Source organism: Embleya sp. L77, from assembly GCF_055557415.1.
Map to the genome: position 1 here is coordinate 1,581,295 of NZ_CM145710.1, position 17,413 is coordinate 1,598,707.

At 70.8% G+C, this 17,413-nt stretch carries 12 protein-coding genes and 1 pseudogene; 4 read left to right on the forward strand and 9 right to left on the reverse strand.

Translation table 11 applies throughout. From position 1 onward, the window contains the following. Window positions 1–29: 29 nt before the first annotated feature. The 3 genes from ACZOOI_RS36785 to ACZOOI_RS36795 form a co-directional block, all read right to left on the reverse strand. A complete protein-coding gene (locus ACZOOI_RS36785) occupies window positions 30–1,160 on the reverse strand; it encodes a PDR/VanB family oxidoreductase (protein WP_465283911.1) in 1,131 nt (376 codons plus the stop codon). A 64-nt stretch (window positions 1,161–1,224) separates the two neighbouring features. After that, window positions 1,225–2,178 (reverse strand): metal-dependent hydrolase, encoded by a 954-nt coding sequence (locus ACZOOI_RS36790; RefSeq protein ID WP_465283912.1) that lies wholly within the window; start codon window positions 2,176–2,178, stop codon window positions 1,225–1,227. Between the two features lie 109 nt (window positions 2,179–2,287). After that, a complete protein-coding gene (locus ACZOOI_RS36795; RefSeq protein WP_465283913.1) occupies window positions 2,288–2,893 on the reverse strand; it encodes a hypothetical protein in 606 nt (201 codons plus the stop codon). Between the two features lie 352 nt (window positions 2,894–3,245). Between ACZOOI_RS36795 and ACZOOI_RS36800 the strand changes: the two genes are divergently transcribed. After that, entirely contained in the window at window positions 3,246–3,845 is a 600-nt protein-coding gene (locus ACZOOI_RS36800) for a TetR/AcrR family transcriptional regulator (protein ID WP_465283914.1), read from the forward strand. 391 nt (window positions 3,846–4,236) lie between these two features. Here the strand turns inward: ACZOOI_RS36800 and ACZOOI_RS36805 are convergent, their stop codons facing one another. The 4 genes and pseudogenes from ACZOOI_RS36805 to ACZOOI_RS36820 form a co-directional block, all read right to left on the reverse strand. After that, on the reverse strand, window positions 4,237–5,073 hold the full coding sequence (locus ACZOOI_RS36805; protein ID WP_465283915.1) for a dioxygenase family protein: 837 nt from the start codon (window positions 5,071–5,073) through the stop codon (window positions 4,237–4,239). 78 nt (window positions 5,074–5,151) lie between these two features. After that, window positions 5,152–6,090, reverse strand: coding sequence for a helix-turn-helix transcriptional regulator (locus tag ACZOOI_RS36810; RefSeq protein ID WP_465283916.1), 939 nt, complete (start codon window positions 6,088–6,090; stop codon window positions 5,152–5,154). 1,216 nt (window positions 6,091–7,306) lie between these two features. Further along, window positions 7,307–8,800 (reverse strand): annotated as a pseudogene (locus tag ACZOOI_RS36815) (glycosyl hydrolase family 18 protein); the annotation flags it as partial. Window positions 8,801–9,099: 299 nt separating this feature from the next. Beyond that, window positions 9,100–9,993 carry a lytic polysaccharide monooxygenase auxiliary activity family 9 protein gene (locus tag ACZOOI_RS36820; RefSeq protein WP_465283917.1) on the reverse strand — a complete coding sequence of 298 codons (894 nt, stop codon included), beginning with the start codon at window positions 9,991–9,993 and terminating at the stop codon, window positions 9,100–9,102. Window positions 9,994–10,979: 986 nt separating this feature from the next. Between ACZOOI_RS36820 and ACZOOI_RS36825 the strand changes: the two genes are divergently transcribed. Continuing rightward, window positions 10,980–12,653 carry a cellulose binding domain-containing protein gene (locus ACZOOI_RS36825; protein WP_465283918.1) on the forward strand — a complete coding sequence of 558 codons (1,674 nt, stop codon included), beginning with the start codon at window positions 10,980–10,982 and terminating at the stop codon, window positions 12,651–12,653. Window positions 12,654–13,505: 852 nt separating this feature from the next. On the opposite strand, the gene ACZOOI_RS36830 is transcribed toward ACZOOI_RS36825, so the two are convergent. After that, entirely contained in the window at window positions 13,506–14,756 is a 1,251-nt protein-coding gene (locus tag ACZOOI_RS36830; RefSeq protein WP_465283919.1) for an alpha/beta hydrolase family protein, read from the reverse strand. A 256-nt stretch (window positions 14,757–15,012) separates the two neighbouring features. On the opposite strand from ACZOOI_RS36830, the gene ACZOOI_RS36835 reads away from it, so the two are divergent. Then, window positions 15,013–15,783 (forward strand): GNAT family N-acetyltransferase, encoded by a 771-nt coding sequence (locus ACZOOI_RS36835; RefSeq protein WP_465283920.1) that lies wholly within the window; start codon window positions 15,013–15,015, stop codon window positions 15,781–15,783. Between the two features lie 206 nt (window positions 15,784–15,989). Beyond that, window positions 15,990–16,478 (forward strand): SRPBCC family protein, encoded by a 489-nt coding sequence (locus ACZOOI_RS36840; protein WP_465283921.1) that lies wholly within the window; start codon window positions 15,990–15,992, stop codon window positions 16,476–16,478. Window positions 16,479–16,558: 80 nt separating this feature from the next. On the opposite strand, the gene ACZOOI_RS36845 is transcribed toward ACZOOI_RS36840, so the two are convergent. Continuing rightward, window positions 16,559–17,287 carry an alpha/beta fold hydrolase gene (locus tag ACZOOI_RS36845; protein ID WP_465283922.1) on the reverse strand — a complete coding sequence of 243 codons (729 nt, stop codon included), beginning with the start codon at window positions 17,285–17,287 and terminating at the stop codon, window positions 16,559–16,561. Between the last annotated feature and the right edge of the window lie 126 nt (window positions 17,288–17,413).

Here is a 17,413-nt window from a genome sequence, read left to right on the forward strand (position 1 = left end):
GGCGGCCGTTCGCGGCCGCGCCCGGCCGATCAGAGGTCCAGCACGAGCCGCTCGCCCGCTGCGGCCCGCGACACGCACACCAACATCGCCCCCGCCGCCCGCTCGTGGTCGGTCAGCCGCAGATCGCGATGCTCGACGGCACCGGCCGACACTCGGACCCGGCACACCCCGCAGAACCCCTGTCGGCACGAGTAGGCGATATCCGGCCGGGCCTCGCGCAGCACGTCCAGGGCGGATCGATCGGCCGGCACCGAGAGGTCGATCCCGCTGCGGCCCAACCGCAGTTCGAAGGCGTGCCCGTCGAGCACGGGCGGCGGCGCGAACCGCTCGAAGTGCAGCCCGTCGGCCGGACTCGCGTCGATCGCCGCCCGGATCCCGGCCAACATCGGCGCGGGTCCGCAGCAGTACACCGCGGCCCCGGCAGGTGCGCGCCCGAGCAGCTCCGCGCAATCGGGCGGCCCTTCCTCGTCGTCCGCGCGCACCTCGAACCGCTCTCCCGAGCCGTCGAGTTCGTCCAGTTCGAGCCCGAACGGCAGTGACGCACGGGTGCGCCCGAGGTGGATCAGCCGCCAGTCCAGACCGGATCGGGCGGCCTGGCGCACCATCGGCAGAATCGGGGTGATGCCGATGCCGCCGGCCAGGAACAGCACGGCCGGTTCGGCGGCGAACGGGAACGCGTTGCGCGGTCCCGCCGTGCGCAGCGTCGCGCCGACCGGCAGGGCGTCGTGCATCTCCACCGATCCGCCGCCGCCCGCGGCCAGTCGGCGGACCGCGATCCGGTAGGTGTAGCGGTCCTGCGGGTCGCCGCACAGCGAGTAGTGGCGACGGCGTCCGGAGGGCAGTTCCAGGAGCAGGTGGGCGCCGGGTTGCCAGCCGGGCAGTCGGCCGCCGGCCGGTGCGCTCAACCGCAGCGAGAGCACGTCCTCGGCCTCGACGACCCTTTCGCGGACCACGAGTTCGAGCGGTCCGGGCCGCCCGGGGTCGAGCGGCCCGGCGGCGCGGGCTCGGCGTCGTCCCCGATGGGCCACCGCCTCGGTGTGCAGCCGGCCGAGCACGGTCAGCGCGCGCATCATCCGGTCGCCGCGCTCGCGGCCGTACAGATCCGGCGGCGCGGTGGTCGGCGGCGATATCGCGGAAGTCGGCGGTGTGGACGGGCTCATGGGCATCCTCGGCATCCTCGGCATCCTCGGCGTCCGGTGCGGATGGCGGCGGCCGGTGGTGGGCTCACCGGGCCGCGGCTCGGGCAGCGGGCGAGCGGGCCAGGTATGCGACGGCCTGGCTCGTGGAACCCTCCTGGGTGGGGTGGTAGCGCGGCTTGACGTAGCGCGCGGCGGATCGGACGGCTCCGGTCAGTCCGGGCAACAGCCCGCGCCGCGACGCCTGTACGTACGCCCGCCAGGTCGGCTCGCTCCGGTCCGTCGACTCGGGGTCGGCGAGCATCAGGAAGCGCACCCCGCGCACCCACAGCCAGGTCAGCACCGGCCCGGTGACCGCCATCGTGCGCATCCGGCGCAGATAGCCGGGATCCAGGTGCACGAGCAGGTCGTAGGCCACGCTGCGGTGTTCCACCTCCTCGGCGCCGTGCCAGCGCAGCAGGTCGAGCATCACCGGATCCGCCTCGGCCCGGTCCAGGCCGGGTGCGTTCAGCACCCAGTCGCCGAGGAACGCGGTGAAGTGCTCGATCGCGGCGATGATCGCGACCCGCTCGATCAGGTGCTCGCGGCCGGCCGCGCCGGAGAGGTCGTCCCGGGCGCCGAGCACACGATGGAAGAGCCACTCGACCTGGCGCACGAAGGGCGCCGGGTCCAGGCCCTTGGCGAGCAGCAGGTCCAGCACGCCCTGGTGGGCCTCGGCGTGCACGGACTCCTGACCGATGAAGCCGATCACGTCCTCGCGCAGCCGCTCGTCGGTGATCAGCGGCAGCGCCTCCTGGAACGTGCGCACGAACCAGCGTTCGCCCTCGGGCAGCAGCAGGTGCAACACGTTCATGGTGTGCGTGGCCATGGGCTCCCCCGGCACCCAGTGCATCGGCAGGCGCGACCAGTCGAATCGCACGTCGCGCGGGTCGAGCGCCAAGTCGCGGTGCTCGTCGGCACGAACTACCGGCCCCTTGACAGGAGTTCGGGTCGAGCGCCGAACGATCCGCGGGACCGCTGCGGCGGGGGGAGCCGAGGACATGGCGGTGCTCCTTCGTCGGAAGGACTCTTGTTACCCCACAGTAGGGAGTGTTGAATAAAAGTCAATACTCCGGTCGTCCGTCTCCCGCGTCCGCTCTGCGGGACGGCGATCAGAACGGCTTGAGCACGATGTCGGTGCTCAGCTTGTCCGCGTGTACGAAGGCCTGTTGGGCACGCACGTCGGTCATGAACACGAACGGCGGGATGATCGGCGGCAGCGGCAGCGCGTCGGGGGCGAAGTCGAGGCAGAGCAGGCCCTCGATGCAGCCGTGCAGCCGGGTCAGGTAGATCCGCACGTTGCCCACCAGATCCAGACTGCGGGTGGTCAACCGGACATTGCCGGCGGCGTCCGCCGTGGTGAAGGAATAGTCCTTCAGGTGCGCCGAGTTCATGGTCAGGACCAGCACCTTGCGCGGACCGGCGGCGGTGTCGATGGTGGTCACCCCCGCCAGCGCGAAGCCGCTCGGCGCGAACACGCTCGCGGTGATCTCCACGGGCTTCGCGTTGGCCCGTACACCCGGCGCCGGCGCGGCGGCCGCGGCCCTCGCCGACGTGGGGCGAACACGCTCGGTGCGGGTTTGCTCGGCGCCGGCTCGCTCGGCGCGCGCTCGCTCGGCGCTCGGCCCGCCGAACACGGATACCGCGATCAAAATCGGAAGCGCCGCCGCCAGGAAGGCGGAAGGCGAGGCCCGGTCCGGCCACGATCCAAAATCCATGTCGAGTCCGTCCTCGTCGGAATCGGTCGCGCTGATGGAGATGCCGTGGAGCGAACGAGACCGTCGACGATGCGGGTGCCGTGGAGCGAAAAGGACACCACGATGCGGGCGTCTCGTCTCGAAGTGGGCGACCGGGATGGAGATCCCCGATCCGCCCGAGGGCTGCGCCGGTACTCTTGCCGTGGACGTGGCACGCGGGGCGCGATGCCCCCGCCACGTTGTTGCCAACCGTGCACGTACCTTGCCGCGACCGAGACTAGGCGTCGATTTGAATCAAAGTCAACGATCCCGCCGGGAGGGCCGCCGGACCCCGCCCGAGTCCGAACGCTCGCAGGCGCGCAGGGCCGAACTCGTGTCCATCGGAAGACAATTGTTTGCGGACACGTCCTACGACGCGTTGTCCGTGGACGAGATCGCGGCCCGGGCCAACGTCGCCAAGGGCCTGCTCTACTACTACTTCCGGAACAAGCGCGGCTTCTACCTCGCGGTGATCGAGGACTCGGTCGCCGACCTGGTCGCCCGGGCCCGCAGCGACGCGGACCAACCGGCCGCGGACCGGCTGCGCAACGTGCTCGACGGCTATTTGCGCTTCGCGCAGGGCAACCAGGCCGCCTACCGCACAGTGGTCAGCGGTGGCGTCGGCTTCGACACCGACGTGCTCACCATCCGCGAACGCGTCCGCGAGGAGATGCTCACCTCGCTCGCCGAAGGCGCCTACGGCCGCGCCGACCTGTCGCCGATCGCCCGTGCCGCGCTGGTCGGTTGGCTGTACTGCGTCGAGGGGGTCACCCTGGACTGGCTCGCCCGCCGGGAACTGGAACGCGAGGAGGTGCATCACCTGCTGGTGATGCTGCTCCTGGACACATTCGTCACCATCGCCCGCCTGGACCCGGCCTGGCAACCCCCCGAGGCCGCCTTGGTTCTGCATCGCGCCGGCGCACACCCGGAGTAGCCGGGCCGCCGAATCGGCGAGCGCACGCGGCAACCGGCACGGGAGCACGTGCAACGGGGCAGCGAGGCAGCAGCGTCGGCGCGAGCCCGGGAGCGCACGCGGCAACCGGCACGGGAGCACGTGCAACGGGGCAGCGAGGCAGCAGCGTCGGCGCGAGCCCGGCAGCGCCCCGCCCCCGGCTCCGGACGCCTTCGACGTACGTGTTCGGCGGAGCCGAGTGCGGCGGCGAAGGCCGACCCCGGATCGGCGTCGATCGACTCGATCGATCACCCCGGGATCGGCCGCGCCGGTGGCCGGCCGCGCCGGTGGCCGGCCGCGCGCATGCGTCGGGCCCCGGCGGGTGGCGCCGCCGGGGCCCGTGATCGACTCGCCTCCCCCCGAGGTTGGTCGATCAGACCCGCTGCCACAGAGCCGGCACGTTGGGCGGCTCCCAGCCCGGTTGTGCCGTGTGGCCCTGCAGGCAGCGGTAGTTCTGGCCGCCGTAGCTCGCCGTGGCCCCGGCCGCGTAGTTGGTGCCCACGCGCCAGGTGCCGCCCGGCGGGTTGGTGGGGGGCTCGCTCGTCGGCGGCGTGGTCGTCGGCGGTACGCCGTTGACGTTCAGCACGAAGTCGAAGGACGCCTCCTTGCCGTTGCCCACGGTGCGAACCGTCATCAACAAGCGGGGGTCGAAGATCGTGTCGGTGTTGTTGCGCGGCTCGCCCGGGAAGTACGTCTGCGTGGTGAGGATGCCGCGGTTGGGCGCCTGGACCTTCATGTGCAGGTGCCGGGTGCGGCCCGGGTACAGGCCGGGCACGACCGTGGTGAGCTTGTAGGCGCCCTGGGCGTTGGTGTACTGGTGGCCCCGGAAGGTGTAGCCGACGTTGTCGTAGTTGCCGTTGGTGTCCGCCTGCCAGAAGTCGAGCAGCACGTTGGCCAGCGGCTGACACTGCCGACCGAACACGTACCCCGACACGGTGAGCAGCGTGCCCGCGCCGGTGAGCACCGAGCGCTCGGGCGAGTTGGGCTTGAAGTACGGGCCCTCGGTCTGGTCGATCGTCGGCTCGTCGCCGTCGTGGCAGAACGGCGTCGGCTCCAGGGTGTGACCCTGGTCGCGCTGCGCCCGGGCCAACGCGGGTACACCGCCGATGAGCAGCGGTAGAGGTGCGGCCACCAGGGCCGCCTTGAGCAGGTTCTTGCGGGTGATGCCGCGCCGGACGGGCTCGTCCTGATCGGTGTTGTCGGTGTCCACAGCGACCTCTTCTCGGCGAGGGGACGGGTGGGCCGGGTCGAGGCGAATCGATCCGGCCCACTCGCGATTGGTCTGAACCTATGCGCGGCGATCGGGCGCGTCGATGGACAAAGCAAGGCTCTCGTGGTGCTTCGCGTTGATCTCCCGGCGGTACTCGCCGGGGGTGCTCCCGGTCTCCCGGCGGAAGAACCGGCAGAAGTACGCGGGGTCCGCGAAACCCACCCGATCGGCCACCTGACGCACCGTCAGATCACTGCCCGCCAGCAGCCGTTTGGCCTCGACCACCTGGGTCTGGCGGATGATCTGGCCGGGCGTACGGCCGGTGGCACTCTTCACCGCGTGGTTGAGATGCCCCACCGAGACGCCCAGTTGGGCGGCGTACGCACCGACCGTACGCTCCAGGGGATCCGGGTCCACCGGCCCGTCCAGGAGCCGGGCGAAGCGCTGCGCGATGACGGCGGTGGGACCCGGGTCAGGTTCCGGCTCGGCGTCCGGGCCGTCCTGGGCCGCGAGTCGGGCCGCACGCAGGATCAGCACATGCAGGTATGCCTGCAGGACCGGAATGAACCCCTCGCCCTGCTCGGCGTATTCGCGGCGCATCTCCGCCACCACCCCGGCAAGTCCCGGCGCCGCGTCGGGCGTGGGCCGCAGCCGCGGATACCCGGCCAGTTCGCGGATCGTGTCCCGATCCTCGGGGTGGGCGAACAGGAAGTCGTCGTTGAACAGGACGACCCAGCCGGTGAGTCCCTGCATGCGGTGCCAGAAGTGCACCTGGCCCGGCACGACGAAGAACAGGTGCGGCGGATTGACCGTTCTCGGCGCCAGATCGACCACGTGCGTACCGCGCCCACCGGTCACGAAGACGATCTCGTAGAAGGTGTGCCGATGGGGGAAGTCGGCCCGGGACATCGGTCCGATCGTGTCGAACGAGCCGATCGCGAACGGCAGAATGCTCGGCGCGGGGACGTCCAGCCGATGCAGCGGGACCGCCGGTCGAAGCTGGGTGGGTGAGCTCATCGGCCCCTCCCGACTGGTCCGTCGGGCCTACCCGGCCTGCTGTTTCTGCGGAAATCCCGTGCCATGTCGGCCCCCTGGCGGTTCTCGGACGATGCGGCCGGCGCTCGATCAGCGGTCACGCTAAACCGTTCGATACCCGCCGTCGGCGACTTCGCACACTCCGTCACGAACTGGCAAACCAAGGCGCTCCGTTCACCCGAAGCCCGCCTCCGCAGCTGCCCACCTCCCTCGCCCGCAGCGGCTGTGTCGGCTGCGTCGGCTGCGGCGGAGGCGCACGGCTTGGCGACCGCGGGCGAACGGCCGACGACCGGCCGGCGGGCGGGTGGCGGGCGGGCGGTTGTGACGAAGGCCGATCAGGTTCGCTCCGCGGCGGCGGGCGGGACAGTGTGCGCACGTGGGCAACCGGCCGCCGGCTCGCGGTGGGGTCGCGAGCCGACGTCCGGCGTTCCTGGGCGATCGGCGGAGCGTTCGGGGCGGGCCGCGTGGATCCGGTGGGATCGGGTGGGATCCATCCCGGGGGATTTATCCCGGGGGATTTATCCCGGCAAATCCGGCGGGATCCGGTGGGATCCGCGCGGCCCGCCTCGGCTGTCCGGTCTCAGCTGATCGCGAAGTCGTCCCCGAAGACCGAGCCTTGGGCGTACCAACCGTGCAGGTAGACCGTCACCGAGCCGGAGGCGCCGACCGTGAACGGGATGGTCAGCTTGGTCCACGCGGCCCCGGGCGACGCCCATGTGCTCGCGGTGGCGCCGCCGCTGACGCCCAGGTAGGCGTAGTTGCCACGGACCCAACCGGTGAGCGTGTGGGAGGAGTTCGGGGCCAGTTGCAGGGTCTGCCGGCATTCGCCGGTCTGTGCCGCGCCGACCGCGGCCTCGATGGCGTGGGTGCCGCCGTGCGCGACGGAGGTGACCACCGCACCGCCCGGCTGGCAGGTCCACGGGCTGAGTGCGCCGCTCTCCAGGTCGGCGTTGAGCAGGCCGCCACCGGGCCCGCCGGTCACGGTGAGGTTGTACACCGCGCTGTGCGACGCCGACGGGCCGACGCCGGCGACGGTGAGCGTGTAGGTGCCGGGCGTGGCGGTCGCGGAGGCGCTGACGGTGAGCGTCGCCGACACGCCCGCGGTCACCGAGGTCGGGCTGACCGTGGCGGCGACCCCGTTGGGCGCACCGGTCACCGTCAACGCGACGTTCTGGGTCGCGCCCGCGGTGACTGCGGTGCCGACCTGCGCCGACGCGCTGCCGCCCTGGGCGATGGTGCCCGACGCCGGGACGACCTGGATGGAGAAGTCGTCGGTGACCGGTCCGGAGGTGACGGTGAGCGTGTAGGTCGCGGTGTGCGTGGCCGACGGGCCGGTGCCGGTGACGGTCAGCGGGTAGGTGCCCGGCGTCGCGGACGTGGAGGCGGCGATGTTCAGGGTCGCCGATCCGCCCGCGGTCACCGAGGTCGGGCTGACCGTGGCGGCCACCCCGGCGGGCGCACCGGTCACCGTCAACGCGACGTTCTGTGCGGTACCCGCGGTGACGGCGGTGTTGATCGTCGCCGAGGTGGCGGCGCCCTTGGCAACGGACCCGGATCCGGGGTTCAACGCGAGCGAGAAGTCGTTGGTGACCGGTCCTCCGCCGCTGGTGAACGGCGCGAAGGTGTGCGTGAAGTACCAGGTGTCCTGCGGGATTCCGGAGCAGTTGTCGGCCGCCCCGCCGCCCGGACAGGAGCCGTTGTCGCGCTGGAGGGCCCACATCGACAGAGTGCCGATGCCTTGCGTCTTGGCCCAGTTGTAGACGGTGACCGCGTCGGCGGTGGTGAACGTCTCGGCCGGGCCGAAGTCGTCCACGCCGGGCATCTCGGTGACCCCGACCATGGCCCACAGTTCGGCCTGGGTCTTGTTCGGATACAGCTGCGCGAGCTGGTTCTTCAGGCCGGTCGCGGCCGTCTTGGTGTCGTTGGCCATCTGGTGCGGCTGGTTGTCGTAGTAGTCGAACGTCATGATGTTGACCACGTCGACCCTGGTCCCGTTGGAGACCGCGTTCTGCAACACGGCCAGGCCGCTCTGGGCCAGGCCCTGCGTCGTGGTGGGCAGCGTGTACTGGATCTGCAGTGGCCGGCCGGTGCTCGCCGCCCATGCCTGTACCTGCTTGATCGCCTTGTTGCGACGGTCGATGCCGGCCGGGTTGGTGAGCGAGTTGTCCTCGATGTCGAGGTCGATCCGGCTGACGTCGTAGGTCGAGACGACGTTCTGGATCGCGGCGGCGATCGAGTTGACGTTGGTGCAGCTGTCCGCGATCTCGGTACCGGTGTTGTCCGCGGTATAGCCGCCGAACGACGGGATCACATCGCCGCCGGCCGCGCGGATCGTGGCGATGTCCGCCCCGAACGTGGACTGGGAGATCGGCATCCCGGTGTCCCCGGACCAGTACGGCGTGCAGGACCCCTTGCTCGGGGTCTGGATGAAGGCCATGGTCAGGTACTTCGCGCCGGACTGCGCGGACAACGTCGCCGGGCTCTCTCCGGTCCACGCCTCGAAGTACGGCGCGAACACGTGGGCCGGCATCGGAGTGGCCGCGGCCTGCGTGAGCGTGGCCTGCGGAGCCGCCTCCGGGGCGGCCTGCGGGGCGGCCTGCGCCGCGCCGCCGGCGGACAACACGAGCCCCAACGAGGCGGCTGCGGTGGTCAGCACGGTCGCCAGGGTACGGAGCGGACTTGGTCGTCGCATGGGTACTCCCGCATTCGGTGGGACGGGAAGGCGGTGCGAGACGGGAAGGCGGTGCGGGACGGGGGGTGTGCCCGCCGCTTCGCGGTGACTCGGGCCTCGCCTTGGAGCTGCGGCGGGGGGCGAGGCGGCGAGGAGGTGAGGCGGCGAGACGATGAGGCAGTGAGAGGGCAAGCGGCGGAGCGGCGGAGCGGTCTGGCGGGGAATGGCCCACCTCCGGCCCGGCGGCGGTCGTCGGGTTGGTCGGGCCCGTCGGCTTCGTCCGGACCGGAGGTGGCATCTGTGGGGTGCCGGGCGCGGGATCAGCGCCGGGCACGGGCCTCTCGGCGCCGGTTGGTCGACATCACGGCGCCGCCCCCGAGGATGATCAGCGCACCCGCGCCCGCCGCGCCGATGGTCGCCGCGCGCGGAACGCCGGCGGGGCCGGTGTCCGGTACGGCTGCCGCGGCCGGCGCCTCGTTGATGGTCTCGTGGTGGTGCCCGGCGGGTTCGATGTACGGCGCGCCGGTCTCGCGTGCCAGCGGCGCGGTGGCCGGGTTCACCCGCGCGGCGGCGGCGCCGAAGACCACGTCCGAGCACGAGTAGAACGCCTCGGGGCTGTCGGTGCGTTGGTAGACGACGTAGATCAGGTGCCGACCGGTCTTGCCGGCGGGCATTCGCCCGTTCATCACGAACGACACGTTGTCCAAGGGCGGGTCGGTCTGGGTCAGGAACGGAGTGGGCTCCAGATCCGACCACTTCAGCGGCACCGTGGGGTCGTATCCGTCCCGGGTCACGTAGAACTCGAACGTGCCGCGGTGCGGTGAGGTGGCCCGGAACAGGAAGTTGAAGGTACTGCCCGCGGAGACCGCGGTCGCCGGCCAGTCGGCGCGCGCCTGGTCGAAGCCCTTGTACTTGTCCCGCCCGGCACTGCACAACTTGCCGTCCGGGATCACTTGACGATGCCGGCCGGCAACGTCCGCGAGGTTGACCTCGTTCCAGTCGTACACGGGCTGCGTGCCGCCGATCGCGACAGCCGCCTTGCACGCGGCGGACGTGGGGTTCTCCGGATTCTCGGCGCGACACGTGCCGGTGCGGCTGAGCGGATTGCTCAAGGTGCCGTGTGCCTGCGCCGTTCCGGTGGCGAGCGCGGCGATCGTCAGGGGCGTCAGACAGCAGGCCGCGGCGAACGCCGCGACCTTGCGGCGAGACTTCATGAAGCCCTCCGGGTAAGGGAATTGCCGATATCGGGGACGTGCGGGGGCCTCGTACGGCAGCTCCCCCGTGCGGGGAGCCCCCGGATGGGGCGGATCGGCGCGGATGGGACGGTCGGCGCGGACGGGGTGAGTCGGCACGGCTGGGGCGAGTCGGCACAGGTGGGACGGGGATCCGCGATGGCCGCGACGGATCCGGGTGTTCCGGCGTACGAACGCCGCCGCCTGCGGTCCGGGGGACAGGTATAGACCAATGGTGCGGCGGTACTCAGAGTCGCCGCGCTCGTCCGGTCGCGCAAGAGCGCGGAGCCGGTCTTTCCGATTGCATCGCGCGGTTGGACCGTCATTACTCCCCAACCGAGGCGTCGTGAACGACGCCGAAAAGTCGGGATGGCCTGCGCGACTCTATTTCTGACTGACCGTCAGTTGTGTCGTCATTGTGGCGCGGAAAAATTTTCCGCGATCGGAGGCCGCCTTGCCAATACTTGCCGGGCGACCCCGAAAAGTGCTCGCGCACTATGGACGGGAACACGGTTGGTATAGACCATTGTCCGTGCAAGGACGCTCGTCGGCGCGGTGCGGACGGCGATCGTCCGGCTTTTCGGACATCGGCGCCGGGAAGATCGGCGCCGACGTGAACCACCCGAACACCGGAAGATGGGCGCCACCGAGAACCACCCGAGCACTGGCGGACCAGCGCCGGCCAGAACCACTGAGCACCGCCGAACCAACGCCCGCCGAGCACCACTGAGCACCGCCGGACCAACCCCCGCCGAGCACCACTGAGCACCGCCGAACCAACCCCCACCGAGAACCACCCACCAAGCGCCCGACACCCGACGCTTCCCGGCACCGGGTACCCCCGCACCGACTGCCCCACCGCCCGGCCGCGAGCGGTGGTGCACGCCAACCGGCGGCGTGCGCACGGCATGTCCAGCACCGCTCTCGTCCCCCGACTCGTGTCCCAGACGTGTCCAGGAGCCGGCTCGATGATCTCTGCGTTCCCCGCACTTCGCCGCAACTCGCCCTCCCACGACCGCCGTTCCTCGCCAAGCGCCTCGCCCCGGCCCACCCGCCGGCCGCTGCGCGCACTCGCCCGCGTCCTGGCCGCGACCGTCGCCGCACCGCTCGCACTGGTCGTCCTGCCCGCCGGCTCCGCGCACGCCGCGACCCCCGAGGCGACCTTCGCCAAGGCGTCCGACTGGGGTTCCGGCTTCACCGGGCAGTACACGATCCGCAACCAGGGCACCACCACACTCACCGCGTGGCGGGTCGAGTTCGACCTGCCCGCCGGCACCACCGTCGGCTCGTACTGGGATGCCTTGCAGACCGGATCGAGCGGCGGCCACTACGTCTTCACCAACCGCGAGTACAACGGCACCCTCGCCCCCGGCGCCTCGGCCACCTTCGGCTTCCTCGGCGCAGGCACCGGAACTCCCGGCAACTGCAAGCTCAACGGCAACCCGTGTGTCGGACCGGCCGGCCCCGACACGACCGCGCCCAGCGCGCCCACCGACCTGCGCGTGGCCAACGCCGGCCCGACCGCGCTGACCCTGTCCTGGACCGCGTCCACGGACGACGACCGGGTCGCGGGTTACGACGTCTACGTCGACGGCGCACCCACCGCGACCAGCGCCGGCCCGAGCGTGACACTGTCCGGACTCACCCCCGGCACCGGATACCCGGTCAAGGTGCGCGCGAAGGACCCGGCGGGCAACGTGTCCCCGTTCACTCCCGAACTGATCGCCACCACCACGACGGGCGGCGGCAATCCCCCACCGGGATCGGTGCGCAGCGTCCCGTACATCGACATCACCGCACCCACCCCGACCCTGACCGATGTCGCCGCGGCCACCGGCCAGAAGCTGTTCACGCTCGCCTTCGTCCTGGGCAGCAACAGCGGCTGCGATCCCAAGTGGGGCGGTACGATCGCGCTCGACGAACCGCGCATCGTCAACCAGATCAACGCACTTCGCGCCCAGGGTGGTGATGTCGTGGTCGCCTTCGGCGGCGCGGCAGGCCCGTACCTGGAGGCGTCCTGCGGCAGCGTCAACGCACTCGCCGCCGCGTACACCAAGGTGATCGACACCCTCGGCATCAAACACCTCGACATCGACATCGAGGCGTCCATCCCGATCGACACCATGAACAAGGCGTTGGCCAAGGTGCAACGGGACCGACCCGCCACCACCGTCAGCTTCACCCTGATGGTGCAGGGCGACGACTACGGGCTGACCCCGTCCCTGGGCGTGGACCTGCTCAAGAACGCCCGGGACAACGGCGTTCGGGTCGACATCGTCAATCCGATGGCGATGGAGTTCGGCACCTCGCGCCCGGTGTGGGGTGACGCGGTGATCACTGCCGCCGAATCGACGCTGCGTCAGATGAAGGAGATCTGGCCCGCCAAGTCGGACGCCGAACTCAAGGGCATGCTCGCGGTGACCCCGATGATCGGCCGCAACTACAACGGCAAGATCTTCGTCCAATCGGACGCGAGCAAGCTGGTCACGTGGGCGAACACCAACCACATCGGCCGGCTGGCGTTCTGGTCGGTGGGCCGGGACAACGGCTCCTGCCCGGGCGGCGGCGTCTCACCGACGTGCAGCAGCATCAGCCAGGCCCCGTACGAATTCACCAATCTCTTCAAGAACTTTACGGGTTGAGCGAAGTGCCGAGGCAATGGCCGAACCGGCGGCCGAACCAACGGTTGAACCAACGGTTGAACCAACAAACGGTTGAACCAAGAGTCGGGGCAACGGCCGAGGCGACCGCCGAACCACTGAGAAGCACCGGCTGAACCCACCTGCCGGCATCGGTCGACCCCCTTTCGGCCGGTGCCTCCCGAGCCCGGCGGCGGCCACGCGACGCCGCCGGGCCACCCTCGTGGACGGCCGGGCCGGCCGCGGGCCGGCCGAACTCGTGCGCAGCCATCACGCGGCCCACCGACCACAATTGGCGTCCCGAAGCCCACCAGCCTCGGGACGCCAACCACGTTTCACATATCGAGCCGACCCTTGCCGGGGCTTTTGCACCGGAGTATGGTGGTTAGTGGCCTACGGGGCGAGCGAGGGAGTTCGGCTACCAGTGGTTGGCCTTGGAGAAGGGAGCTTAGGCTCAAGCCAAGGTCGGGCGGTCGGGCTGAGAGGCGTGAAGGTCGAAGTTGGATCGGAACGCGACCCCTAGCACCTGATCCGGACAATGCCGGCGCAGGGAGCCCACCTCGTAGGTCCTTGGCGCGCGTTCGTCGGTTCGGTTACCGGGCCTGACGGGCGCGTTTTTGTGTGTCGCCGTGCCAGTCTCCGTTTGCGTGCCTCCGTTTGCCGGTCTCCGTTTGCGTGCCTCCGTTGCTTGCCCTGTTTGCCCTGCTTGCCTCCGTTGCTTGCCTTTGCATGTCTTCGTCTTCGGCTGTTGCCTTCGTATGTCTTCACCTGTTCAGCGGGTGACCTGTTCGGTGGGCACTGCCTCCAGGGAACGGCCGACGTGATCACTGTCGGTACGCGGTAAGGCCGCGGAGGTCACCGAACCGGATTGTTGAACCTGACCTCCGGGTTGGCCGGTGCCGCACCGGTCAGCAGGGGCTGAGGGATGCACTTCAGGTGGAGGTCGAGGAACGCTCCGACGTAGGCGCGGGTCAGGTGCAATCCGCGGCGTCCTGCGAGGGTGGCCGGCAACTCCCCTCCCGGTAGGCCGAGTTGGTCGAGGAAGGTCGGGACGTCGGTGAAGCTGTAGTGATTCGCGCCGACCACCGTCAACCACCTTTTCCAGCCGTCGAGTCGACCCCACGCCTCGTCCCAACTGCGATCCACGCCTCCCGGCCGGTGGGTGTCGTCGTCGGTGCCGAGCATCATGAACGGACGTCCGCGCAGGCCGGTTTCGGGCACCGCCGAGTGGAACGCACCGTCGATGTCGACGCCCGCCCGGATTCGGGGGTCGGCCGCCATCGCCGCCGCCGCGCTCGCGCCGCCGATCGAGTGGCCGGCCATGGCGATTCGGCTCCGGTCGATCAGGGCCACGGCGTGCCGCCAGGTCGGCCGCGATCCGGTGAGCCGATCCAGCACGAAGGACGCGTCCTCGGCCCGACCCGCGGTGACCGCGGCCAGGTCCTCCTCGGTCCGGACCTTTTCGCACGCGACGCAGGTGAGCATCCGGCCGCCCGGAAAGGCGGTTCCCACCGACTCGTACGCGTGGTCGACGGCGGCCACCACGTAGCCCCGGCTTGCGAGTTCCTCGGCCAGACCGGTGAGCGTGTACGCGGAGACGCCGAATCCCGGGGACAGCAGCACGAGCGGAAACCGGCCACGCGCGGGTCGGGCACCGACCTTGACGTCGGTTCCGGTGGCGGCGAGCGTCTCGGCGGGGAAGAGGTCGCCCAGCCCCCGGTCCGTGAGCAGCAGGCGGGCCTCCTCGACGGTGGCATACGGCGCGGACGCACCCGTGCCGGTGCCGGGCTGGGCGGGGTAGTACATGCCGACCATCAGCTCGCGCGCACCGGCCTGCGGCACCCACGGGTCCCGCCGGGCCCGGTCGACGAGATGCAGGGACTCCCGACCGACGGCGAATGAGCCGGTGGGATGGGGCAGCGAGGTCCGGCCGGCGGGCGTTGGGGCGTCGGCCTCGGCCTCGGCCGGGATGAAGTCGATGGAGGCTGCGGGTGCGGAAGCCGCGGCGGCGGGGGGCGCAACGGCGGTCGGCAGGGCCGACACGAGGGCGAGGGCGAGAACGAACGCGGGCAGCGCGACCTTCGAGGTCGGCGAGGATCGGGTCATGTCCCGATCCTGGTTCCGCGTCCGGTGCCGCACATCGGCCATCGGTCGCACCGCGACCCGGGCCCGGCATACCTCTCCGGAGGCATCCTGCCCCCTCGTGGCCGATGGATCGGGGGGTGGCGGGGCGGACGAGCCGGGCTTCCTCGGCGGGCGGTCCGGCGGCCGGGGCGGCGGCGGGGCGACTCGCGGGCGCCACGTGGTCCGAATCCGAGAAAGTGCCTTGCCGGGGCGAGCGCACGCCGATCACCCTGGGCGCATGCATCAAGACACTCGGGACACCGACGACGCATCCCGGCCCCGGCCCGGCACTGGAACCGGCACCGGCACTGGCACTGGCACTGGCACTGGCACCGGGATACGCGCCGCCTTACCCGCGGATGAACCCGCACTGGCCCGGATCGACCACGACACCTGGAGTCTGCGGGTCACCCCGACGCCGCCCCGTCCGCCGGCGTGCCCGTTCTTCGACCCCGACACCCCGCCGGCGAACGTGCTGGTGGCGCACGAGGGGTCGGCGGTACGCGGCTTCGTCAAGATACGCCCATCGCGGATGGCCGCCAGTGCGCATGTCCAATACATCAACGGCTTCGCGGTGGATCCCGCCCACCAGGGCCGCGGCATCGGCACCCTGCTGCTGTCCGCCGCCCGCGCCGAGGCCGTCCGCCGCAACGCACGACGGATCACGCTGCACGTACTGGGGACCAACTCGCACGCGTGGCGGCTGTACGAGAAGGGCGGATACATCGTCGAGGGCATCGCCCGGGGTGAGTTCCTGCTCGACGGCCGCTACGTGGACTCGGTGTCGATGGCCCTGGAGCTGGTGCCGGAACTGGCGCCGGAACCGGCGCCGGAACCGGCGGCGGCACTGGTACCGGAACGAGTGCCGAAGCCGGGGCCGGGGCCGGAGCCGGGGGCCGCACCGGCATTGGCACCGACGTCGGCACCGATGCTCGACCCGATGGGTAAGGAAGCCGAGGAGGGTGACCCGGGCCCGCTCCCGGGTACGGATCGTTCGGATTGTCCGTAGGGGTATGCCGGCGGGACGGGTGCCCGCCCTGCCACAGGGTGTGCGATCGGCCGATCGGACCACGTCGCCGTGGTTCTGTGGGGACCTTCGGCGTGGCGTGCGCGCGGTGCCGGACTGTCGGGCCGATTCGGCGGATAGTGAAATGAAGGCGATCCCGGGCATCGGTCGCGCCCGCGTGCCATGCCGCCCCTCTTGGGAGAAACCCTGTGTCCGACACGCAGTTCACGTATGTCATGTACATCCGCACCACGCCCGAGGAGTTGTGGCGCGCGCTGACCGAACGGGCCGAGATCAACCGCTACTTCGACGGCTCGGGACCGGAATCGGACTGGCAGGTCGGCTCGCCGGTCCGCTGGTCGATGTCACCGCGGACGGCACCACGGGACGCCGGTCAGGTGGTCCTGGCGGCCGAGCCACCGCGTCGACTGGCCTACACGTGGCACAACTACGAGCCCGAGATCGGCGAGATGTTCGGCTGGAGCCCGGAAGAACTCGCCGAACACCGCCGTGAGCCGATCTCGCGGGTCTCCTTCGACCTGGTACCGCTGGGCGAGGTGGTCGCGCTGCGTGTCCTGCACGACGGCTTCGCACCGGATTCCGAAATGCTCAAGAGCATCCGCGAGGGCTGGCCAATGATCCTGTCCAACCTCAAGACGGTGCTGGAAACCGGCGAAACCCTACGCTTCGGCGCGTAACTCGCCGAGATCGGCAAGCGCCTTCGCGGCAAGTGCCGGCATCGCCACGCCCGACCGCCGCCTGCGCCCCGGTGCGCCGATCAGCGTGGCGAGTGGTGGCGGGTGGGGCCGGCGGGTGTGCGCAGGAAGGCCCGGGTCACCTCGGTGAAGGCTTGGGGCTCGGCGGCGTGGATCAGGTGGCCGGCCGGGATGGTGACCACCCGGGCGTCGGGAAGGCGGCGGGTCCATTCGGTGACGCGGTCCTGCGGAATATGGCTCGCCGAGCCGCCGGCAACGACGAGGGTGGGGGCGGTGATCCGAGCCAGACGCTCCCACCACACGGGATCGGGGGTATCGACCTGCTTGCGCAGGGCCACGACCATGTCCCAGTCGAAGTCGAGTTCGCCCTCGGGCCGGGTCGGCGGATTCGGGTCGCGCGGCAACGGGACGGAGACGTCCTCCAGCACCAACCGGCCCACCCGATCCGGATGTTCCTGCGCGAAGACGTACGCGACCATGCCACCCAGCGAGTGCCCGATCAGATCGACCCGATCGAGGCCGAGTGCGTCGAGGAAGCCGACCAGGTCGTCCCGCATCAGTTCGACGGAGTAGTCGCCGGGCCAATCGCTGCGCCCGTGCCCACGCAGATCGACCGCGTACACCCGCCACTCCTCGGCCAGCGACTCGGCTATCCGCGCCCAATGCGCGGCGCCCTCGCCGAGTGCGTGCAACAGCACCAGCGGCGGGGCCTGCGGCGCACCCCACACGTCGTACGCCAGGCGGACCCCGTCGATCTCGACCGTGCTCGATACACCACTCGATTCACCCATATTCGGACCATATCCGTGCGGCGGACGTCGACGGAACGCCGTTCGCTCCGGGCCGAATGGACCGACACGGTGCCGAAGCCCGCGCGCTACGCGTGCTAGCGCGACGCTGCGCCTGCCTCGGGGACG

Coding starts and splice junctions, on each gene's coding strand:
- ACZOOI_RS36825 (WP_465283918.1), top strand. CDS start 10,980: ATGATCTCTGCGTTCCCCGCACTTCGCCGCAACTCGCCCTCCCACGAC.
- ACZOOI_RS36845 (WP_465283922.1), bottom strand. CDS start 17,287: ATGGGTGAATCGAGTGGTGTATCGAGCACGGTCGAGATCGACGGGGTC.
- ACZOOI_RS36790 (WP_465283912.1), bottom strand. CDS start 2,178: ATGTCCTCGGCTCCCCCCGCCGCAGCGGTCCCGCGGATCGTTCGGCGC.
- ACZOOI_RS36820 (WP_465283917.1), bottom strand. CDS start 9,993: ATGAAGTCTCGCCGCAAGGTCGCGGCGTTCGCCGCGGCCTGCTGTCTG.
- ACZOOI_RS36830 (WP_465283919.1), bottom strand. CDS start 14,756: ATGACCCGATCCTCGCCGACCTCGAAGGTCGCGCTGCCCGCGTTCGTT.
- ACZOOI_RS36795 (WP_465283913.1), bottom strand. CDS start 2,893: ATGGATTTTGGATCGTGGCCGGACCGGGCCTCGCCTTCCGCCTTCCTG.
- ACZOOI_RS36835 (WP_465283920.1), top strand. CDS start 15,013: ATGCATCAAGACACTCGGGACACCGACGACGCATCCCGGCCCCGGCCC.
- ACZOOI_RS36785 (WP_465283911.1), bottom strand. CDS start 1,160: ATGAGCCCGTCCACACCGCCGACTTCCGCGATATCGCCGCCGACCACC.
- ACZOOI_RS36810 (WP_465283916.1), bottom strand. CDS start 6,090: ATGAGCTCACCCACCCAGCTTCGACCGGCGGTCCCGCTGCATCGGCTG.